This is a genomic window from Sphingomonas sp. CARO-RG-8B-R24-01 (assembly GCF_022662295.1).
In the GTDB taxonomy this organism is placed as follows: Bacteria; Pseudomonadota; Alphaproteobacteria; order Sphingomonadales; family Sphingomonadaceae; genus Sphingomonas.
Genome location: NZ_JAKNQI010000001.1, coordinates 745,460 through 763,909, shown reverse-complemented (window position 1 = coordinate 763,909; position 18,450 = coordinate 745,460). Strand labels below are relative to the sequence as shown.

General features: G+C 65.1%; 19 protein-coding genes and 1 tRNA gene. 9 read left to right on the top strand and 11 right to left on the bottom strand.

The annotated features are described in order from the left end of the window. The first annotated feature begins 340 nt into the window (after window positions 1-340). Both L8G49_RS03690 and L8G49_RS03685 read left to right on the top strand, forming a co-directional pair. Window positions 341-1,087: a hypothetical protein gene (locus tag L8G49_RS03690; protein WP_242182519.1), complete on the top strand. Its 747-nt coding sequence runs from the start codon at window positions 341-343 to the stop codon at window positions 1,085-1,087. A 134-nt stretch (window positions 1,088-1,221) separates the two neighbouring features. Then, window positions 1,222-1,599 (top strand): hypothetical protein, encoded by a 378-nt coding sequence (locus tag L8G49_RS03685; RefSeq protein ID WP_242182517.1) that lies wholly within the window; start codon window positions 1,222-1,224, stop codon window positions 1,597-1,599. Window positions 1,600-1,740: 141 nt separating this feature from the next. Here the strand turns inward: L8G49_RS03685 and L8G49_RS03680 are convergent, their stop codons facing one another. The 3 genes from L8G49_RS03680 to rplU form a co-directional block, all read right to left on the bottom strand. Next, the gene (locus tag L8G49_RS03680; RefSeq protein ID WP_242182515.1) at window positions 1,741-2,277 is read right to left on the bottom strand and encodes a GNAT family N-acetyltransferase; all 537 of its coding nucleotides are present in this window, start codon (window positions 2,275-2,277) and stop codon (window positions 1,741-1,743) included. Between the two features lie 165 nt (window positions 2,278-2,442). After that, on the bottom strand, window positions 2,443-2,712 hold the full coding sequence (gene rpmA, locus L8G49_RS03675) for a 50S ribosomal protein L27 (RefSeq protein WP_242137662.1): 270 nt from the start codon (window positions 2,710-2,712) through the stop codon (window positions 2,443-2,445). Window positions 2,713-2,725: 13 nt separating this feature from the next. Continuing rightward, entirely contained in the window at window positions 2,726-3,076 is a 351-nt protein-coding gene (gene rplU / locus L8G49_RS03670) for a 50S ribosomal protein L21 (RefSeq protein WP_242182513.1), read from the bottom strand. Between the two features lie 513 nt (window positions 3,077-3,589). On the opposite strand from rplU, the gene L8G49_RS03665 reads away from it, so the two are divergent. Beyond that, entirely contained in the window at window positions 3,590-6,127 is a 2,538-nt protein-coding gene (locus tag L8G49_RS03665) for a TonB-dependent receptor (RefSeq protein WP_242182510.1), read from the top strand. Between the two features lie 72 nt (window positions 6,128-6,199). Here L8G49_RS03665 and hspQ read toward each other — a convergent pair whose 3' ends face one another. Continuing rightward, the gene (gene hspQ, locus L8G49_RS03660) at window positions 6,200-6,580 is read right to left on the bottom strand and encodes a heat shock protein HspQ (protein WP_242137660.1); all 381 of its coding nucleotides are present in this window, start codon (window positions 6,578-6,580) and stop codon (window positions 6,200-6,202) included. Window positions 6,581-6,729: 149 nt separating this feature from the next. Between hspQ and L8G49_RS03655 the strand changes: the two genes are divergently transcribed. Both L8G49_RS03655 and L8G49_RS03650 read left to right on the top strand, forming a co-directional pair. Beyond that, window positions 6,730-6,819: transfer RNA gene (locus L8G49_RS03655), tRNA-Ser, on the top strand. Between the two features lie 36 nt (window positions 6,820-6,855). Continuing rightward, window positions 6,856-7,188, top strand: a complete 333-nt coding sequence (locus L8G49_RS03650; protein ID WP_010162756.1) for a DUF6481 family protein — start codon at window positions 6,856-6,858, stop codon at window positions 7,186-7,188. A 173-nt stretch (window positions 7,189-7,361) separates the two neighbouring features. Here the strand turns inward: L8G49_RS03650 and L8G49_RS03645 are convergent, their stop codons facing one another. Then, a complete protein-coding gene (locus L8G49_RS03645) occupies window positions 7,362-9,422 on the bottom strand; it encodes an NAD(+) synthase (RefSeq protein ID WP_242182508.1) in 2,061 nt (686 codons plus the stop codon). A 97-nt stretch (window positions 9,423-9,519) separates the two neighbouring features. Here L8G49_RS03645 and L8G49_RS03640 point away from each other — a divergent pair, with 97 nt between their 5' ends. Together L8G49_RS03640 and L8G49_RS03635 are read left to right on the top strand one after the other, a co-directional pair. Then, window positions 9,520-9,726 (top strand): TOBE domain-containing protein, encoded by a 207-nt coding sequence (locus L8G49_RS03640; RefSeq protein ID WP_242137658.1) that lies wholly within the window; start codon window positions 9,520-9,522, stop codon window positions 9,724-9,726. Continuing rightward, window positions 9,726-10,109, top strand: a complete 384-nt coding sequence (locus L8G49_RS03635) for a LysR family transcriptional regulator (protein ID WP_242137657.1) — start codon at window positions 9,726-9,728, stop codon at window positions 10,107-10,109. Before L8G49_RS03640 ends, L8G49_RS03635 begins: the two co-directional genes overlap by 1 nt. 120 nt (window positions 10,110-10,229) lie before the next feature. On the opposite strand, the gene L8G49_RS03630 is transcribed toward L8G49_RS03635, so the two are convergent. Further along, window positions 10,230-11,204, bottom strand: coding sequence for a lysylphosphatidylglycerol synthase domain-containing protein (locus tag L8G49_RS03630; protein WP_242182506.1), 975 nt, complete (start codon window positions 11,202-11,204; stop codon window positions 10,230-10,232). Between the two features lie 343 nt (window positions 11,205-11,547). Between L8G49_RS03630 and L8G49_RS03625 the strand changes: the two genes are divergently transcribed. Next, the gene (locus L8G49_RS03625) at window positions 11,548-12,660 is read left to right on the top strand and encodes an alpha/beta hydrolase (protein ID WP_242182504.1); all 1,113 of its coding nucleotides are present in this window, start codon (window positions 11,548-11,550) and stop codon (window positions 12,658-12,660) included. Between the two features lie 39 nt (window positions 12,661-12,699). Here the strand turns inward: L8G49_RS03625 and L8G49_RS03620 are convergent, their stop codons facing one another. Genes L8G49_RS03620 through hpnI form a run of 5 tightly spaced genes read right to left on the bottom strand, consistent with a single transcriptional unit; the run spans window position 12,700 to window position 17,275 of the window. Continuing rightward, window positions 12,700-13,596, bottom strand: a complete 897-nt coding sequence (locus L8G49_RS03620; protein WP_242182502.1) for a ferritin-like domain-containing protein — start codon at window positions 13,594-13,596, stop codon at window positions 12,700-12,702. Between the two features lie 15 nt (window positions 13,597-13,611). After that, complete coding sequence (gene hpnK / locus L8G49_RS03615; RefSeq protein ID WP_242182500.1) at window positions 13,612-14,436, bottom strand: hopanoid biosynthesis-associated protein HpnK; 825 nt, start codon at window positions 14,434-14,436, stop codon at window positions 13,612-13,614. Next, the gene (locus tag L8G49_RS03610; protein ID WP_242182498.1) at window positions 14,433-14,630 is read right to left on the bottom strand and encodes a hypothetical protein; all 198 of its coding nucleotides are present in this window, start codon (window positions 14,628-14,630) and stop codon (window positions 14,433-14,435) included. Before L8G49_RS03610 ends, hpnK begins: the two co-directional genes overlap by 4 nt. A 24-nt stretch (window positions 14,631-14,654) precedes the next feature. Next, window positions 14,655-16,100 carry a hopanoid biosynthesis associated radical SAM protein HpnJ gene (hpnJ, locus tag L8G49_RS03605; protein WP_242182496.1) on the bottom strand — a complete coding sequence of 482 codons (1,446 nt, stop codon included), beginning with the start codon at window positions 16,098-16,100 and terminating at the stop codon, window positions 14,655-14,657. Further along, window positions 16,097-17,275 carry a bacteriohopanetetrol glucosamine biosynthesis glycosyltransferase HpnI gene (gene hpnI / locus L8G49_RS03600; protein WP_242182494.1) on the bottom strand — a complete coding sequence of 393 codons (1,179 nt, stop codon included), beginning with the start codon at window positions 17,273-17,275 and terminating at the stop codon, window positions 16,097-16,099. Before hpnI ends, hpnJ begins: the two co-directional genes overlap by 4 nt. 160 nt (window positions 17,276-17,435) lie before the next feature. On the opposite strand from hpnI, the gene hpnA reads away from it, so the two are divergent. Next, window positions 17,436-18,434, top strand: coding sequence for a hopanoid-associated sugar epimerase (gene hpnA / locus L8G49_RS03595; protein WP_242182492.1), 999 nt, complete (start codon window positions 17,436-17,438; stop codon window positions 18,432-18,434). The last annotated feature ends 16 nt before the right edge of the window (window positions 18,435-18,450 follow it).

Here is an 18,450-nt window from a genome sequence, read left to right as displayed (position 1 = left end):
ACGGAAACTGTTTGTCGACCGGCTGGTCGCATCGGCAGGTTGTATTCGATGACGCTGTTGACGGTCGCGCCGCCAGCACGTCCGTTCATACTGAGAATGAAGCTTAGCCTAGCGTTTCGCCAACGGCAGCATCCCACCACTTTTCGCCGTTCACGACATGCTAAAGCTATCAAGCCGCCCCAAAGCCGACCGGCAGCTAATGGGCAGAAAAGCTGCCAGTCCGCTTCCGCCCACTTGCAGACATTGGCCAATGCGGTACAAATAAAAGATTGAGGGCTGCAGAGACTTTGCTCAGATGAGATCAGTAATTGCTTGTTTCGCCTTAGTAACAGCGGTCCTGATGCTGCCTGACGCCGCTGATTCACAGCAAACGAGTGCAACACCACGCTCTGCACAGTGCGAACTTCATGTGTGGCCGACACGCGCGTACAACGCGGTATTTCACGGCGCGATGCCAACCTACGCGGGGCCGGGTGCCTTTACCCTCACGATGTACCTTTCTCCAATGGACCGGGTGCGCGCCGAGATGCGCGGTGCGTTGGATCCGGATATACAAAGCCGCTTGATTAAAGCCACCATTCCTAACGAAAATTCGCCTTTGGCCGGGTACAGGATCATCTTGCACGAGGCGCCGGAAAAGACCCGGTTCGCTAACTTTATCGATAAACATGTCGGCGACGGACCCAGGGAAGTCGATTCGGAGTCTAGTTGCTACGCCGAGCTGCATTTGGTGGGGCTAACTACCTATCGAACAGCCGTGTACGCCCAACTGCAAACGATTTACGTATTTCGCAACTTCGGATCGTCGAAGGAGGCGGTGAAGGTTGTGCGGGATGCGGCAAGAACAGCTCCGCCGAAAAACGGAAACAAAAATAACGCCGAGGCCGCGAATGCCATGCTCCAAGCATCGTTCGCAGATGCCATCGCGAAGATTTCGGCAATCGGAAACTTGGTTTCTGATTCGAGATCGCCCACGATGTCCGCTTTCCACCCAAGCCCAGACATGCGCCACCGGCATCGCATCGGATTTCTGCATCACTGCAATGCCCAGGATCTCGCCGTTCCGAGCGTGATGCAAAACTTGTGAGTTTCGCATCATGGATGCGAAAAACAGGTGGATAGCCTCCGGGGGCTTTCGGGGTCAGGTGAAGCCATATTGAACGTTGCCGCACCCCTCCTGGGTGTTAAGTTATAACAGGAGATCTGAAAGGCTGACTAACGATGGCATGGTGGAAGAAGGCGCTTCTCACATTGGGCCTGCTTGCGGTCTGGTTGTGCGGGCTGATCTTCGTCGGCAGCTATGGGTACCCAAGTCAGTATTTTTGGGTGTCTGGTAGCGCCCTCGCGATCGGCGTTGCCGTGGCCCCATTCTGGCGTTTTCGATCTTCAAACTGGTATTGGCCAACCACCGTAGGCCTCGGGCTTATTCATTTAGCGGCGCTATATTTCGAGCGGACTTTGGTTGGACACCGTGATTTGCCAGCGAAGGGCTTGGTCCAAGGCATGCTTGTGATCGACTGCATGGTAAGCTGGGGCATTATGGTCGGTGCCTGCTGGCTAACCACTCGTCGCTTTCCCTGGCAGTTATCTGAACAGTAGTGCTTCGATGCCAGGGAACGCTGCCCGTCCTCAAGGACCCAAGTGCAGCATCGCGAATAGCGTGCGCCAAGGGCATCGACGGTTGTGCACACTGACAGTGCGCTTCGAACACCGGGCCGCGGACTGACGCCGCGACGCCGCTCACGCCGCCAGCGGCATCGCCCGCGCCGGGGCCAGCTCCAGCGCGTAGGTGACGCCCGCCACGTCCGGGCCCCGCGCCCGGCAGGCGCGCGGCGCGACCCCGGTTTCGCGGAAGCCGAGCTTGCGCAGCACGCGGCCCGATCCCGGATTGTCGTGGAAGTGCCCCGCATGGACATGCCGCAGCCCGAGCGCATGGCGCGCGATGTCGATCACCGCGCGGCCCGCCTCGGTCGCATAGCCGCGGCCCCAGGCGTCGGGCGTCAGCCAATAGCCGAACTCGTGACCCGATTCGTCCTGCGTCAGCCCGATTCCCCCGACGAGCCCCGGCCGTGCGCCGTCGTGTGCGAGGATCAGCATCCGTGGGCTGTGATCGTCGCGCGGCAGCGCCAGATACGCCTCGGCATCCTCTAGCGTATAGGGCCAGGGCGCGCGCGCGAGCATGGTGCAGACGGATTCGTGCGCGATCGCTTCGACCAGCGCGGGCGCATCCTCGGGCCAGCCGGGGCGCAGCGTCAATCTCGGAGTCCGAGCGAACATCACAATCTCTCCTCGTGCGCCGTCGTTCGCATGCCGGGATGACATGGACACGACAGCAGGCGCGGGAGACATGAAAAAAGGGAGCCGGGGCGGACCCGTCTCCCTTGTTTCGGTATCCTTGCGGATACGCGGGTCGCCCTGGTGGGCAACCCGTCCGGTTGCCCGTTATTCGGCGGCTTGCGCCATTTCCTCGACCGAGCAGAACTTGCGACCAAGCTTGCCCTGGTGGAAGGTCACGCGACCCTCGACGAGCGCGAACAAGGTGTGGTCCTTGCCGATGCCGACGTTGGTGCCCGGGTAGAATTTGGTGCCGCGCTGACGCACGAGAATGTTGCCCGGAATGGCGATCTCGCCACCGAACTTCTTCACGCCAAGGCGACGGCCTGCCGAATCGCGACCGTTGCGCGAAGAGCCGCCTGCTTTCTTATGTGCCATCTCGAACTACTCCTTACGCCTGAGCGGCCGGGGCATCGGCCTTGGCCGGTGCTGCCTGCGTGTCATTGTTGCCGATCGCGGTGATGCGCAGGATCGTGTGACGCTGGCGATGACCGTTCTTGCGGCGATAGTTGTGACGGCGACGCTTCTTGAAGACGATGACCTTGTCCGCCTTCGCCTGCGCGATGATTTCCGCCGAGACCGTCAGGCCCTCGACCGAATGCAGCTCCGAGCCTTCGCCCGCGAGCAGAATGTCGCCGAGCGTAATCGACGCACCGGCTTCGCCGTCGAGCTTCTCAACGACGATCTTGTCTCCGGCGGCAACACGGTACTGCTTGCCGCCTGTGCGCACGATTGCGAACATGCCAAATCACTTTCAAAAATGCCTGTACCCCACGCCACGGCAAGCCGAGCGCGGGAAAGAAGCGCCAGCTATGCCAAGCGTGGCGCTGTGTCAACCGCCGAGCTGGCTTCGCAGGGGCCGATATCGTTGCCCAAACGCCATAGTCGGGCCGAAACTTACCTATTTCGGACGGTATGGCGCGCCGATCATGAACTTTATGTTGCAATGCGAAACGCGATGTGGCGTCATCCGTATCGGAACAGATGCGGCGATCCCGAATCAAGCAACAATGTTGCATGATGCAATGTTCAGCTGCACGGCCGACGATCAGGGAAAGTCCGGAAGGCGCAATTGCCCTTTCCGCAGAAGAACGAGCATTCAGGTATAGTATGCGAAGACTTGTGATGTCGCGTTTCGCGACGGGGAAACGTATGGCCGCAACTGCGGTCATGGCGAATGGAGACGTGCGTACAACGATATAGCCGTGGGAGCGGGGCGCCTGAGAGTAACCTGACATTGGGGGACTCTGAAGCCATGTTGAAGCATTCGATTTCGCTTTGTGCGCTCGCGGTCGCGAGCATCCATGCCGCGCCGACCTTCGCTTCGACGCCGGACGCCAGGGCTGGCGAACCGGCCGCGCCCGCAACGGCTCCGCCCACCGCACCCGATGCCGTGCAGGACGACATCATCGTCACCGGGACACGCCGAATCGGTACGACGGCGGCCGAGAGTGCCACGCCGATCAAGGTCCTCGGCGCCGACGAGCTCTCGCATGTCGGCCAGCCCAACCTGAACCAGGTGCTGACGCAGCTCGTCCCGTCGTTCACCGCCCAGGCCTTTGGCGGCGATACCGCCAACCTGACCCTCTCGGCCCGGCTGCGCGGGTTGAGCCCCAATCACACGCTGGTGCTGGTGAACGGCAAGCGGCGCCACGGCACGGCCAACCTGGCGGTCCTCGGGGGCCCCTACCAGGGTGCCGCGACCGCCGATCTCGACCTGATCTCGCCCAGTTCGATCGCGCGGATCGAGGTGCTCGAGGACGGGGCCGCCGCGCAATACGGGTCGGACGCGATCGCGGGCGTGATCAACATCATCCTCAAGGACGATCGCGAGGGCGGGTCCGGCTATGCCACCGCCGGGAAGAATTACGATGTCGGGGGAACGACCTATGCCGGCACGCTGCACCTGGCGACGCGCGTGGGCGATGCCGGGTTCATCAACGCGACGGTGTTCCACCGCTTCCACGATTTCACGCAGGTCGGCGGGCTCGATCGACGGGTGACGGACGGCAACGGGGCACTGCTCGGTTCGCTCAGCGCCGCGCAACGCCCGTTGTACCAGTCGATCCCGGGCTTCCCGTACGTCAACCGGATCAACGGGGATGCCAAGTCCTGGCTGACCAACGGCCAGTATAACGCTGGCTATGATTTCGGCGCGGTGCAGGCTTACAGTTTCGGGACCTACAGCAAGCGGATCGCCAGCGCTTACGAGAATCTGCGCGTCCCCGATCGCGTGATTGCGTCGCCGGTGCTCGGGGTCGGCGGCACGCTGACAACGCCGGGCGAAGTGATTCCCTATCCGAACGGCTTCAACCCGCGGGAGGGCATCCGCGAGGATGACTATGCCTTTACCGGCGGGCTGAAGGGCAAGGTCGGCGCGGTGAAGTTCGACCTGAGCACGACCTACGGCAAGGACAAGAACCTCATCTATACCCTCGACTCGGCGAATCGGTCGCTGTTCGTCGATACGCACTTCACGCCGCGCGATTTCTACAACGGGTCGTTCACCGCCTCCGAACTGACCGCCAACGCCGACTTTTCGACCGAGTTCGAGATGGGGCTGGCCTTGCCCCTGAACGTCGCGTTCGGCGCGGAGTATCGCAAGAACCGCTATGCGATCGGGTCGGGCGATCCGGGGTCGATCTACAAGGAGGGGGCGCAGTCCTACCCGGGGTTCCGGCCATCCGATGCCGGGACGCACGACCGCGAGAATGAGTCGCTCTATCTCGATGTCGCCGCCTCGCCGGTCGACGCGCTCAAGCTGGATGGCGCGGTACGCTACGAACATTACAGCGACTTCGGCAGCAAGGTGATCTTCAAGGGAACCGGCCGCTACGACTTTTCGCACGCCTTTGCGCTGCGCGGCACGGTCTCGACCGGGTTTCGTGCGCCGACCCTGGCGGAATCCTATTATTCCGCGACCAACGTCTCCCCGACGTCCGCCTTCGTGCAGCTGCCCGCCAACTCCGCCGCCGCCAAGCTGATCGGCTTCCAGAACCTGAAACCCGAAAAGTCAACCAATCTGAGCGCGGGCGCGGTTGTCCGGGCCGGGAAGCTGACCGTCACGCTCGATGCCTATCAGGTCAAGATCCGCGACCGGATCCTCGGGACCGGATCAATCTTCGGGTCGGGCGGGGCGACCAACTTCCCGATCGTCACGGCGGCGATCGTCGCCAACGGCAATGTGCTGGATCCGACCGTCAGCCAGACCGGCATCAACATTTTCACCAATGGCGCAAGTACGCGCACCCGCGGGGTCGAGCTGACCGCGACCATTCCTTCGGACTTCGGCCTATGGGGCAGGGTCAGCTGGAGCCTGTCGGGAAACTATAACGAAACGAAGATCACGCACCTTGCGGTAGCGCCGGCGACGCTCGGCAACATCCCGCTGTTCGACGCGGGTGCGCGCGCCAACCTCGAAACCGCATCGCCCAAGTTCAAGGCGATCGCCTCGGCGCTCTGGTCGGTCGCCGGGTTCACGACGACGGTGCGCGGGACGCTTTATGGAAAATCGTCGACTTATGCGAGCCCGGATGGCGGGACCTTCTACCTGCAAAAGGTGCCGACCGCGTTCATCGCCGACCTCGAGGTCAGTTATGCGCTCACGTCGGGGATCGATCTGACGGCGGGCGCGAACAACCTGTTCAACAAGCGCCCACCGACCGTTGCGCTGGTACCGGGGACGACCAACAATACGCTGGTGACCGGCGGCAACGTGCTCGATGCGCCGCTGTCGGCACCCTATGGCATCAACGGCGGCTATTATTACGGAAAGATCGCGTTCAAGTTCTGACCGGAACGCGGTCCCTGCGCGGAAGGGCGGTTGTCGACGCTGTCCTTCCCGGGGCGTTCCGCTCGGACGCGATCAATGCCGGTGTTCGCGCCGCAGCGGATATTTCCCGTCCTCATAATCGCCGAACAGGCCGGAGATCGCCGGGTGATCGACCGGCTCGTCGGTATCGTCCGGGATCAAATTCTGCTGGCTGACATAGGCGACGTAGCTCGACTCCATGTTCTCGGCGAGCAAGTGGTAGAAGGGCTGGTCCTTGCGCGGGCGGACGTTCTCGGGGATCGCGTCATACCATTCGTCGCTGTTCGCGAAGATCGGGTCGACGTCGAACACCACGCCGCGAAAATCGAACATCCGGTGCCGCACGACGTCGCCGATCGCGAATCGGGCGTGGCTGACCGGGGGCAGGGCAATGCTGCTGTCGAACGGGGGGGACGGGATGGGGGTGCGGTGCATATGGATGATTTAGGCGCTCCCGGGCGCCACACAAGCGATTGCTGTGTGACAAACCGGTGCGCAAGCGCTTGCGTCCCGCGAACCACTACGTTAGAGGCGCCCGCTCACCGACCGGTGCTGGCCTTCACGGCTGCATCACACGACCTCGCGGAGAGGTGGCAGAGTGGTCGAATGTACCGCACTCGAAATGCGGCGTGCCCTCACGGGTACCGTGGGTTCGAATCCCACCCTCTCCGCCATTTCCTTCTTTCCTCGATGAGGTTAAAGCCCGCCACATGGCATCCTACAAAGAACCTTCCTTCAAAGACCGGGCGGCCCTGTCCGCCGACGCCAAGCAGCGCGCGCTGGAAAAGCTCAAGTCCAAGCCGCCGGTAGACCCCGCGGTCGTCGCGGCCCGCGCCGCCGCGCGCGAGGCGAAGGAAGCTGCCGAAGCCAAGAAGCGCGAAGAGAAGAAGGCGGCGATCGAGGAAGCCCGGCTTGAGAAGATCGCCAAGGCCGAAGCCGCCGAACGCGCGATCGAAGAAGCCAAGCAGGCCGCGATCCAGGCCGAGATCGACAAGAAGGCGGCGCGCGACGCCCGCTACGCGGCGCGCAAGAGCCGCAAGTAATTTCGGGTCTGGCTGCATTCCTCTTCCACTTCCCCGGCGAAGGCCGGGGCCCAGTAGAGAAGGCTGTGGTCATCTAGCGCAGCACGCGCCGTCTTTTCTCTCCCTAATGGGCCCCGGCCTTCGCCGGGGAGGCGCTACTCGGGTTGTAAGCGCGATTAGGGCTGTAAGCGCGCTTAGCGCGGCAACCCGCGCGCCAGCTCGTCCAGCCAGACCTGCGCCGTCCCGTCCGACGGCGCACGCCAGTCCCCGCGCGGCGACAGCGCGCCCCCGCCCGAAACCTTCGGCCCGTTGGGCAAGGCCGACCGCTTGAACTGGCTGGTCGCGAAGAACCGCACCAGAAACTTTTCCAGCCACGCGCGAATCACCGGCAGGTCGTACGCGACGCGCCCCGCCACCGGAAAATCGCGCGGCCAGCGGCCCGCACTCGCGTCGTGCCACGCATGCAGCGCGAGGAAGGCGATCTTCGACGGCGCCATCCCGTGCCGCACGACATAATGCAGGAAGAAGTCGTTGAGCGCATACGGCCCGATTCGCGCCTCGGTGCTCTGGATCGCGCCGTCCGCCCCCGCTGGCACGAGTTCTGGCGAGATTTCGGTCGCGAGGATCGACTCGAGGATCGAATCAGTCTCGGCGTCATATTGGTTGGTCCGGATGCACCAGCGGATCAGGAACTGGATCAGCGTCTTGGGCACGCCCGCATTCACGCCGTAATGGCTCATCTGGTCGCCGACGCCGTAGGTACACCAGCCCAGCGCCAGTTCGGACAGGTCGCCGGTGCCGACCACGATCCCGCCACGCTGGTTGGCGAGGCGGAACAGGTAATCGGTGCGCAAGCCCGCCTGGACGTTCTCGAACGTCACGTCATAGGCAGGTTCGCCGTCCGCGAACGGGTGCCCCATGTCGGCGAGCATCTGACGCGCGGCGGGGCGGATGTCGATCTCGTCGCCCTCGATCCCGAGCGCGCGCATCAGCGCCCAGGCGTTGGACTTTGTGCCGTCGCTGGTCGCGAAGCCGGGCATGGTGAAGCCGAGAATCCGGTCGCGCGGCAGGCCGAGGCGGTCCATCACTTTCGCCGCGACGATCAGCGCATGAGTCGAATCGAGCCCGCCCGACACCCCGATGACGAGTCGCTCGGAGCGCGACGCGACGAATCGCTTGAGCAGCCCCTCGACCTGGATGTTGAACGCCTCGTAGCAATCGTCGTCGAGTCGCTCGGGGGTGTTGGGGACGAACGGGAAACGCCGGATCTCACGGAGCAGCCCGGCATCGGCAAAGTCCGGTTGGTGCGCGAAGCCGATGCGGCGGAAGCGCAGTTCGGGATCGCCCGCCAGCCGCGCCGAATCGTTGAAGGTGCCGACGCGCATCCGCTCCTGCGCGATTCGCCCGGTGTCGACGTCCGCCAGCACGAGTTCGCGTTCCTGACCGAAGCGAGACGATTCGGCGAGCAGCTCGCCCATCTCGTGGATCATCGCCTGCCCGTCCCAGGCGAGGTCGGTCGTGCTCTCGCCCGGTCCCGAGGCGGCGAAGACATAGGCGCACACCGCGCGCGCGCTTTGCGACGCGCACAGCAGCGCGCGTTCGCGCGCCTTGCCCACGACGATGTTCGAGGCGGACAGGTTGCAGCAGATCAGCGCCCCCGCGAGCGCGCCCATCGTCGAGGGAGGCGTGGGGGCCCAATAATCCTCGCAAATCTCCGCATGGAAGACGAACGGCGCGAGATCGCTCGCAGCAAAAAGCAGGTCGGTGCCGAACGGCACGGTCTCGCCCGCCAGCGTGATGTCGAGCCCGGCCAGCCCGGCCCCGCTCGCGAACCAGCGCTTCTCGTAATATTCACGGTAATTGGGGAGGAAGGTCTTGGGCACCACCCCGAGGATCCGTCCGCGCGCGATCACCACTGCGCAATTGTAGAGCCGCCCGTTGCGCGGCAGCGCCGCCCCGACGACGAGCACCGGCCGCAGCTTTGCGCTCGCCGCCACGACGCTGGCGATCGCCGCGTCGGTCGCGCGGTGCTGTGCGGTCTGCAGGTGGAGATCGTCGATCGCGTAGGAGGTGATGTTGAGCTCGGGGAAGACCAGCAGGTCGGCATGGGCGGCATCACCTTGCTGCGCCAGCGCGATCGTCTCGGCGGCATTGGCGGCGGCATCGCCGACGCTGGCGCGCGGGGTGCAGGCGCCGACCCGGATCAGGCCGTGCGTGTGGATCGAATGGAACGGATGCGCCTTCGTTTTCGCCATGTCCGGCGCTTAGCGGGGTTTGGGATGGGATGCCACCGGCGCGCATTGGCTCTCGCGCCCACGCGGTGATAGAGCGGCAGCAAAGGAGAGTGTTTCGATGAAGATCAGCGCACGCAACCAGATCTCGGGCACGGTCACCGCGGTGCACGCGGGTGCCGTCAACGGGTCGGTCCATGTCGACATCGGCAATGGTACGATCGTCACGTCGAGCATCACCAACGAAGCGATCAGCGACCTCGCGCTTGCGGTCGGCGACACGGTGACCGTCATCGTCAAGGCGAGCGACGTCCTGATCGGGAAATAATGCGCGTCGGTCCGCTCAAGATCAAAGCCCAGCTCTATTGCGGCGACGAGCTCGCGATGGGGCCGGGCAAGGCCGACCTGCTCGAGGCGATCGCACGCGAGGGGTCGATCTCGGCTGCGGGCCGCGCCATGGGGATGAGCTATCGCCGCAGCTGGCTGCTGGTCGACAGCATGAACCGCTGCTGGTGCGAGAAACTGGTCGAGACGGTGGCGGGCGGCGGGCAGGGACGGGGTGCGTCCTTGACCGATCTCGGGCGCGAGGTGCTGGGGGCGTATCGTGCGCTCGAGACGGGGCTGGCGGCGGCATCGCAGCAAGGATTGCTGTCGGGACTTGAGGTGATGCTGCGGGACGAGCCGCTGCCTCCGGTGCGCGAGGAGGGATAGGCACCCGCACCCTTACCGCCCGTGCGCCCTGAGCGAAGTCGAAGGGCAAGCGCCGCGCCCGTGGGCTTCGACTTCGCTCAGCACGAACGGAAATGCGCGTATCGCGTCAATTTGATGCACTCACGAAACCACCCGCCGCGCTTCGCCGACCTGCCACGCGAGCAGCGCGGGCACCGCGATGATCACGTCCCGCGCCCGCTTGAGCAACGACAGCGCGAGCGCATGCGCAGGCGGCAGGCCGAACAGCGGGCCGATCAGGACATAGGCCGCCTCCTGCACGCCTACGGCGCCGGGAATCGCGAAGGCGACGCTGCGCAGCGTGAAGATCAGCGCCTCGATCGTCAGCACCGCCCACAGCGGCATCGTCGACCCCATGAAGCGCAGCGCGATCCACGCCCCCGCCGCACTCGCCAGCCACGCCGCGAGGTTGAAGACGAACGCCGCGATCACCCGGCGCGGAGCACGGTAGATCGCGTCGAGTTCCGCGCGGACCGCCGCCATCGCCGCGACCGACCCCGGCAACATCCGCGCGCCGAGCGAGCCGGCAAGCCGGAGCATCGGCTTCTGCGCGAAGACGAACAACAGCATCAGCGCCACCATCGCGCCTAGCCCCCCGAGCGCGAGCGGGACGATCCCTTGCTGGACCGGCGCCGCGGACAGCACCAGCAACAGCATCCCGACCCCGCACAGGGTGAAGATCAGCTGCGCCGCCATCTCGGTCGTCATGTCGGCGATCATCGAGGCATAGATCACCGGTTGCGGCACGCCGAACGCCGCCAGCGTGCGCGCACCGACGACGAGCCCGCCCAGTTGCGAGAAGGGCAGGATATCGGTCGCCGCCTCGCGCGTCGTCCGCGCCCAGACGAACCAGCCGAGCCGTTCGACCGGCTGGCCCGGTGCGACCGCGAGCCATGCCATGCCGAGGAGCGCGAGCACGCCGACCGACCACAGGGTAAAGCTTGCCATGCCGATCCAGCCGATCGACGCCATCGCCCGCAGCACCTGCTGCAGCCCGACCGTGCCGATGGTACCGACCGCGACGCCGAGCCCGACGATCGTGGCCAGCAGCAACCCGATCCGCGCGGAGCGGCTCATAGCGCGGCGGTGCCGCTGGGGACGCGGATCCGGGGAGCGGCATTCTTCATCGGAACAGGGTGGAACCAGCCGGGCTGTGCGCACATCATCTTCGTGTCTTTGTGGCTTTGTGCGAGTCAATCAAGCGCGGATCGCATGCCGTACGCGGGATCGGGCGGGGATGGGCTCGCGCTACGCCACAAAGGCCCGAAGCGGTGCCGCGACGGTCACCGGTGCGACACCGCCGCGGCAAGCTCCGCGCCGATCGCAAGGCAAGCGGGCCGATTGCGAACCGCGCCGGGGGCTGGCAGACATGTCGGTGCAACGCCGCGCGAACGGAATGACGGCAGGAAAGGGTAGGGGGATGCGCAGATATTACGGGGTCATCGCGATTGCCATGCTGGTCGGCCTCGGAGGGGCTGCGCGGGCGAGCGATTGCGCACCGCGCCGTCAACCAGCGCAGTTGCCGCTTCCCGGATTCAGCAGCGCGGCCGAAGTCGAAATGCCGCCTGCGGGCGTGGCGGCGCGTGGGGTCCTCATCCTGTTCGCCGGTTCCGACGTCGCCGACATGGACGGCGCCATCGCGGGCGTCGGGGGGACGATCGTCTCGCGACCGATGTTGCAGGTGGCCGATCGTCTTGCCTGCGCCGGCTTCGTTTCCTTCCGCTACAACAAGCGCTACGTCTCCGGCCCGACGACCGTCGATCGAGCGAAATTCGATCAGCTGAACGGCGTCGATCTGGCGGCTGACGGCCGTGCTGCGATCGCCTTCGTCCGCGGCCGTTCCGATCTGCGCGATCTGCCGCTTGGCCTGGTCGGCTGGAGCGAGGGGACGACGGTGGCGATGGCGGTTGCCGCAGGCGACCGTTCGGTGCGCGGCCTGGTCCTGATGGCGCCGGTAGTCGAGTCGCCCGCGCGTGTCGCGCAGGCGCAATATCTACGGATCGGAAAGCCGTATCTCGAACGCTTCGCGGTCGACGGCGCACTGGACGGCGATGCGATCGCGCGCGCCGACGCTGGCCCTGGCGGCGATCTCGCGCACGTTTTTGTGCGAATGTTCAAGGGGTTTCGACCCGGTGAGCGGGTCAATCCGCTGCTCGACGGCAATGCCGACGGACGTGTCACCTTTGCCGAAGCCGATCCCGTGATCGCATCCTGGTATGTTGACTCGCCGAACAGCGGGCTTGGCATGTCATCGACCGCGCGCGCCTTGCGAGGTGTCGCTGACGCGTTTCCGGCGACCGATGCCCCGATCCTCATCCTTCAAGGCATGGACGATTCGATGATCGACCCCGGCGCGGCGATTGCATTTGTCCGCCAGCCGACCGTGCGTCAGCGTGTCAAGCTCATCGCTTATCCCAAGCTCGGCCATTCATTGGGTGAGGTGGCGTCGGCGCAGAACGATACGCTGCCGCCGGTCGCAGCCCAACCGCTCGATGACATGGCGGCATGGCTCGCGACGACGCTGCGACGATGATCCGGGGCGGCAAACGACCGTTTGGATCGGCCGCAACGCTCAGACGCGAACGGGCTTTTTCCCCATGAAGCGCAGCACCAGCCGGATCATCCCCGGCACGAACTTCGGTCGGATCAGCCGCGGGTCATAGACTGCCAGGCGCCGGTCGTTCTCCGCGAGGCAGATCGCCGCCAGTTCGGGGAATTCGATCTCGACGCCGAGCTCCTTCGAGCCGTTGAGCGTGAAATTGTTTTCCTGCGCCTTGGTGTTGTCCTCGCCCATGCCCTTGGCCATGTCGATCCGTTCCCAGATCAGCGCGATCCACACCGCCCAGACCTTGAGCTCGAACCACGGGCGACGCCACAGCGGCATGTTGCGACGGTGCCACGCGACCCAGTTGACGAAGAACAGGATGTGGCGGCCTTCCTCGCGCATCACCGGCTCGAACGTGTCGATCAGTTCCTCCGGGAAGAAGCCGGTGTCGGCGGCGACCTTGAACAGGCCGAAGCCGAAGAAGCTGTCGATGCACTCGGAAAAGCCCGTCCGCATGAACGCGAACTCGGGGTCGCGCGGGCGTTTGTATTCCTCCTCGGGCTGGAGGACGATGCCGTAGAAGGTGACCATGTCCGCCAGCACGATCTTGTGGCGGCTTTCCTCATAGGCATTCATGTCGATCGCGTCGCGCAGCAGCGGATCGTGGATCTGCTCGCCGTACGTCTTGACGTTCATCCCCGCGCGGCCTTCGGTCGCCACGGCAATGTCCCAGATCGGCAGCGAGACGATCTTGTTGCGCGTTTCGGGTTCGAGCACCGGCCAGTCGATCAGCGCGGGGCGATAGGGATCGTGCGTGTCGAGCATCGTGCGGCAGAACAGCGTCTTGTGTTCGGGGCTGCCGAGCTTGATGCGGACGCCGGGCGCGGGGCCTGCAGGCGCGATCGACTTGGGAATGAAATTCATCGGGGCTCTCCCGGTTTACAGATCGGCAAAACGCGCCAGTCGGATGTGAGTGTCGGTAACGATGCCACGAGCGACCGGGTCCAGCAGTGCCGCCAGCTCGGCTTCATAGTGATAGCCGGGGGCGGACAGCGGATAGTGTCCGGTCGCCGGGTGAAGATACACTTCGCTGACGCCATCGGGAAGATGCCGCAGCACGCCGCGCAGCCGTTCGGTATGCATCGCGCCCGACCAGGCGAGGCCGAACGTATGGTCGGGCACCTTCATGCCGCCGCCACGCATCCGGCGCTGGACGCTGCGCGCGAACGGCTTGGCGATATGGAGCCCGGTCGCCTTTTCGAACTTTGCCAGCACATTGCGCGGCTCGACCGGCGCGCGGACGGTGGTCATGCCGTGGCGCTTGCCGACCTTGAGCACGGTCGCGGCGATCACAGGGTGGAGATGCATGTGCTTGTGCGAATTGACGTGGTCGAGCCGCAAGCCGGTCGCCTCGAACAAAGCGAATTGCGCGTCGATCTCGGCCTCGAGCTGGCGACGGACCGAGGCCTTGCCGACCAGCGCGAGCGCGACGGGGAGCGACTCGATGCGGAACCGGCCCGCGTCGTCGACCAGGTCGGGGATCTGTGCCGGCGACAGCGCCGGGGGCGTCTCCGCAAGCGCGATGTGCAGGCCGATGCCAAGCGTCGGGGTCCGCCGTGCGCGCATTACGGCGTCCTCTGCGGCGGCACCCGTGACCATCAGGCTGGTGACGGTCAGGATCCCCTCGCGGTGCGCCTGCTCGACCGCGGCGTTGACCTCGAGCGAGACGCCGAAATCGTCGGCAGTGATGATCGCGGTCTTCATTTCGGGGCAAATCCGTAAAACGCGGGGTCGGCAAGGACGCCTTGCGCGAACCGGCGCGGGTCGGGCGCGGCGACGCGGCGCAACAGCAGGACCATGGCGTCGAGGTCGCGCGCCTCGACCGCCCTGTTCCATTCCTCGAGCCGGCCCATCGCTTCCAGCCGCTCGTTGACCGTCATCCGCGCCAGCGTCGTCATTGCCCCAGCCTTACACGCGCTGCTTTACACGGCCTCTTTGCGACGCCGCAGGAAGTCGAAGAACTCGACGCCTTCGCGCAGGCGGCGTTTCATCATGTCCCAGTCGGTCAGCATCTCGCGGACGATTTCCCAGATCTTCGACGGGCGGAAGTAGAAGCGCTTGTAGAACTCCTCGACCTTGTCGAAGATCACCGCCGAGGACAGATGCGGGTAGCTGAGCTGCGCGATCTGGTTGCCGCCGTCGGTGAGCAATTCGTGCGAATTGTCGAACCAGCCGTTCTCGGTCGCCTGCTTGTACAGGAAGGTGCCGGGATAAGGCGCGGCGAGCGATACCTGGATCGTGTGCGGATCGATTTCCTTGGCGTAGTTGATCGTCTCCTCGATCGTCTCGAGCGTCTCGCCCGGGAGACCCAGGATGAAGGTGCCGTGGATCACCACGCCGAGCTCGTGGCAGTCCTTGGTGAACTGGCGCGCGACGTCGGTACGCAGGCCCTTCTTGATATTGTGGAGGATCTGCTGGTTGCCGCTCTCATAGCCGACGAGCAGCAGGCGCAGGCCGTTGGCCTTGAGCACTTCGAGCGTCTTGCGCGGGACGTTCGCCTTGGCGTTGCAGCTCCACGACATCTTGAAGCCGGGCTTGCCGAAGCCGAGCTTGCCGAGCGCGATCGCGAGTTCCTCGACGCGCGCATGGTTGTCGGTCAGCGTGTCGTCGTCGAAGAAGATCTCCTTGGTCTCGGGGATCTCGCGGATGATGTACTCGACTTCCTCGATCACCTTGGCGACCGAGCGGAAGCGGTAGGTATGCCCGCCGATCGTCTGCGGCCACAGGCAGAAGGTGCACCGGCTCTTGCAGCCGCGGCCGGTGTAGAAGCTGACATACGGGTGGAGCAGGTAACCGCCGAAATATTTGTCGATCTGCAGGTCGCGCTTGTAGACCGGCGAGACCATCGGCAGCGAGTCCATGTCCTCGATCATCGCGCGGTCACGGTTGCGGATGAACGCGCCGTCCGAATCGCGCCAGGTGATGCCGTCGACTTCGCGCAGCGGCTTGCCCTGCGCGATCTCGAGGATCGTGAAGTCATATTCCTCGCGCGCGACGAAATCGACGTCGGGGGTGGCGGCAAGGCTCTTGTCGGGCTCGACCGCGACCTTTGCGCCGACGAAGCCGATCAGGATCCGCGGGTTGCGCTGCTTGATCAACGCGGCGGTGCGGATGTCCTGGTTGAACGACGGCGTCGAGGTGTGGAGGATCACAAGATCGCGATCGTCGAACTCGTGCTTGATGTCGTCCCACGACTGGTCGTGCGCAGGCGCGTCGATCAGCTTCGAGCCCTCGACCATTGCCGCCGGCTGCGCGAGCCAGGTCGGATACCAGAAGGATTTGACCTCCCGCTTCATCTGGTAGCGCGCACCCGCGCCACCGTCGTAACCGTCAAAAGACGGCGCCTGGAGGAAAAGCGCCCGCATCATGCCCGTTGCTCCGCATTCTGAATCTTGTGCGCCGCAACAATGCGGCCTTCAGTCTTCATTGTAAGGGTCGCGCCGCGCCAATCAACCGATCGGACGAAGAAGCTCGCGATATAAAGGGCAAAACTCATGCCATCATGCGCCAGCGCCATCCACCACGGAGCGATGCGCCTCCCTACAGTCGCATCCACGTTCCGCACAACCACCAACCGTGCAACGACCGCCAGCGCACACAGGATCAGCCCGATGGTCGGCCAGTACAGCACCGACGAGACCGCGACCGGAAGCGGCAGGCCGATGATGATGCCGACGTAAGGCCAGAAGGCGACGTCGCGGACGGTCGCGCCCCAGCGGAGTTCGTGGCGCCACAGCGCCGCAAAGCTCGTTTCGTCAAAGGCATGGTCGACCAGCATTGCGGGTACCGCGATCTCGAGCCCTAGCGCGCGGACCGCTTCGCCCATCGCATAATCGTCGGCGAGCTTGTCGGCGAAGCGCGTGAACCCGCCGATCCGGCGCAGCGTCTCGCGGGTCATCGCGATCGTCGATCCCATGCAGGGTGCTGCCAGCTTGTTCGCGACTCCGAAGACGAGGCCGAGCATGAACTGGTAGCTGACCCCCGCCGCGCCGAAGTGCGACCAGAAGCCGGTGTCGCCGCGCCCGGCATAGACGCAAGTGACGAGTCCGATGTCGGGCGCATCGAGCGCGCGCAGGATCTGCGCGAGATAGTCGGGCGCGACCGCGATGTCGCTGTCGCTCAGCACGACGGTGTCGTGACGGATGAACGGTTCCATGTTGATGAGGTTGGAAAGCTTGCCGCTCGCACCGTGGACGGTGCCGTCGAGCACCAGGTCGATATCGGCGGCGGGATAGGCCGCCTTCAGCGCCGCGACCACCTGGATCGCCGGATCGTCCTTGCGCTGGATCCCGCACAGCAGCTGGACCGGGCCGTGATGCTCCTGCGTGAGAAAGCTCGCCAGATTGTCGTACAGCCGTGGCTCGTCGCCATAGAGCGGCTTGAGCAGCGTGACCGCCTCGTGGCGCACCGGGGCGGGCGTGGCGCTCGCGAAATAGCGTTTGAAGACGATCGCGGCGGCCGATGAATAGACGACGCCGAGCGCGGCCACGACGATCGCCAGCCAGCCGAGCGCGTGCCCTGAAAGATGCAGGATATGGATCACGATGCCCCTCCCGTAGCGTCGCCGGAATGACCGGTATAGGCGCGTACGTGTGAAAAAGCTGTCATGTTCTGGCCACGGCGGCCTTTGTTTGACGCGGATTGAGCGAGAGTGTTTGCGCTTGTCGCCGGGCGTTCTACAGCGCGCGCAGAGTGGAGGCTGAGTGACCGATCGACCCATCACGCTTGTTACCGGAGTGTCCGGCTTCGTCGGCTCGGCGGTCGCGCGGCGGCTGGCCGCGTCGGGCGTGCGTGTCCGGGGGCTGGCACGCGCGAGCAGCGCGCGGACCAACCTGACCGATTTCCCCGGAGAACTGGTCGAGGGCGATGCGCGCGACGCGGGCGCGATGGCGCGGGCGATGGCGGGGGTGGGGGCGCTGTACCACGTTGCCGCCGACTATCGCATCTGGGCGCCGGACATGGAGGAGATCGTCCGCAACAACCGGCTGAGCACGCAGACCGTGATGATGGCCGCGCTCGACGCCGGGGTGGGGCGGATCGTCTATACCAGCAGCGTCGCGACGTTGCGCCCCGATCACGGCAAGCCATCCGACGAGACGCGGCCCGCGACCCCCGAGCAGGCGGTCGGCGCGTACAAGCGGAGCAAGGTCGTCGCCGAGCGGCTGGTCGAGGCGATGGTGCGCGAACGCGGGCTGCCCGCGGTGATCGTCAACCCGTCGACCCCGATCGGCCCGCGCGATGCGCGGCCGACGCCGACCGGGCGGATCATCGTCGAAGCGGCGTCCGGCCGCATGCCCGCGTTCGTCGAAAGCGGGCTGAACCTGGTGCACGTCGACGACGTCGCGGACGGGCATATCGCGGCGATGACGCACGGGGTGATCGGCGAACGCTACGTGCTCGGCGGGCAGGACGTGTCGCTGCGCGAGATGCTCGCGACCGTCGCCGCGATAGTAGGGCGCAAGGCCCCGACGGTGCAGATTCCGCGCGGCCCGCTGTTTCCGCTGGCCTGGGCGAATGAGCAGATCGCACGGGCGACGGGGAAGGAACCGTTCCTGACGCTGGATGCGCTGCGGATGGCGGCGCACGACATGTACTATTCGAGCGCGCGAGCGGAAGCCGAGCTCGGCTATCGTGCGCGGCCTTACCGAATGGCGCTGGAAGATGCGGTGGCGTGGTTCCGGCAGGCGGGGATGCTCGCGTGATTGTTGCTGAGCGCAC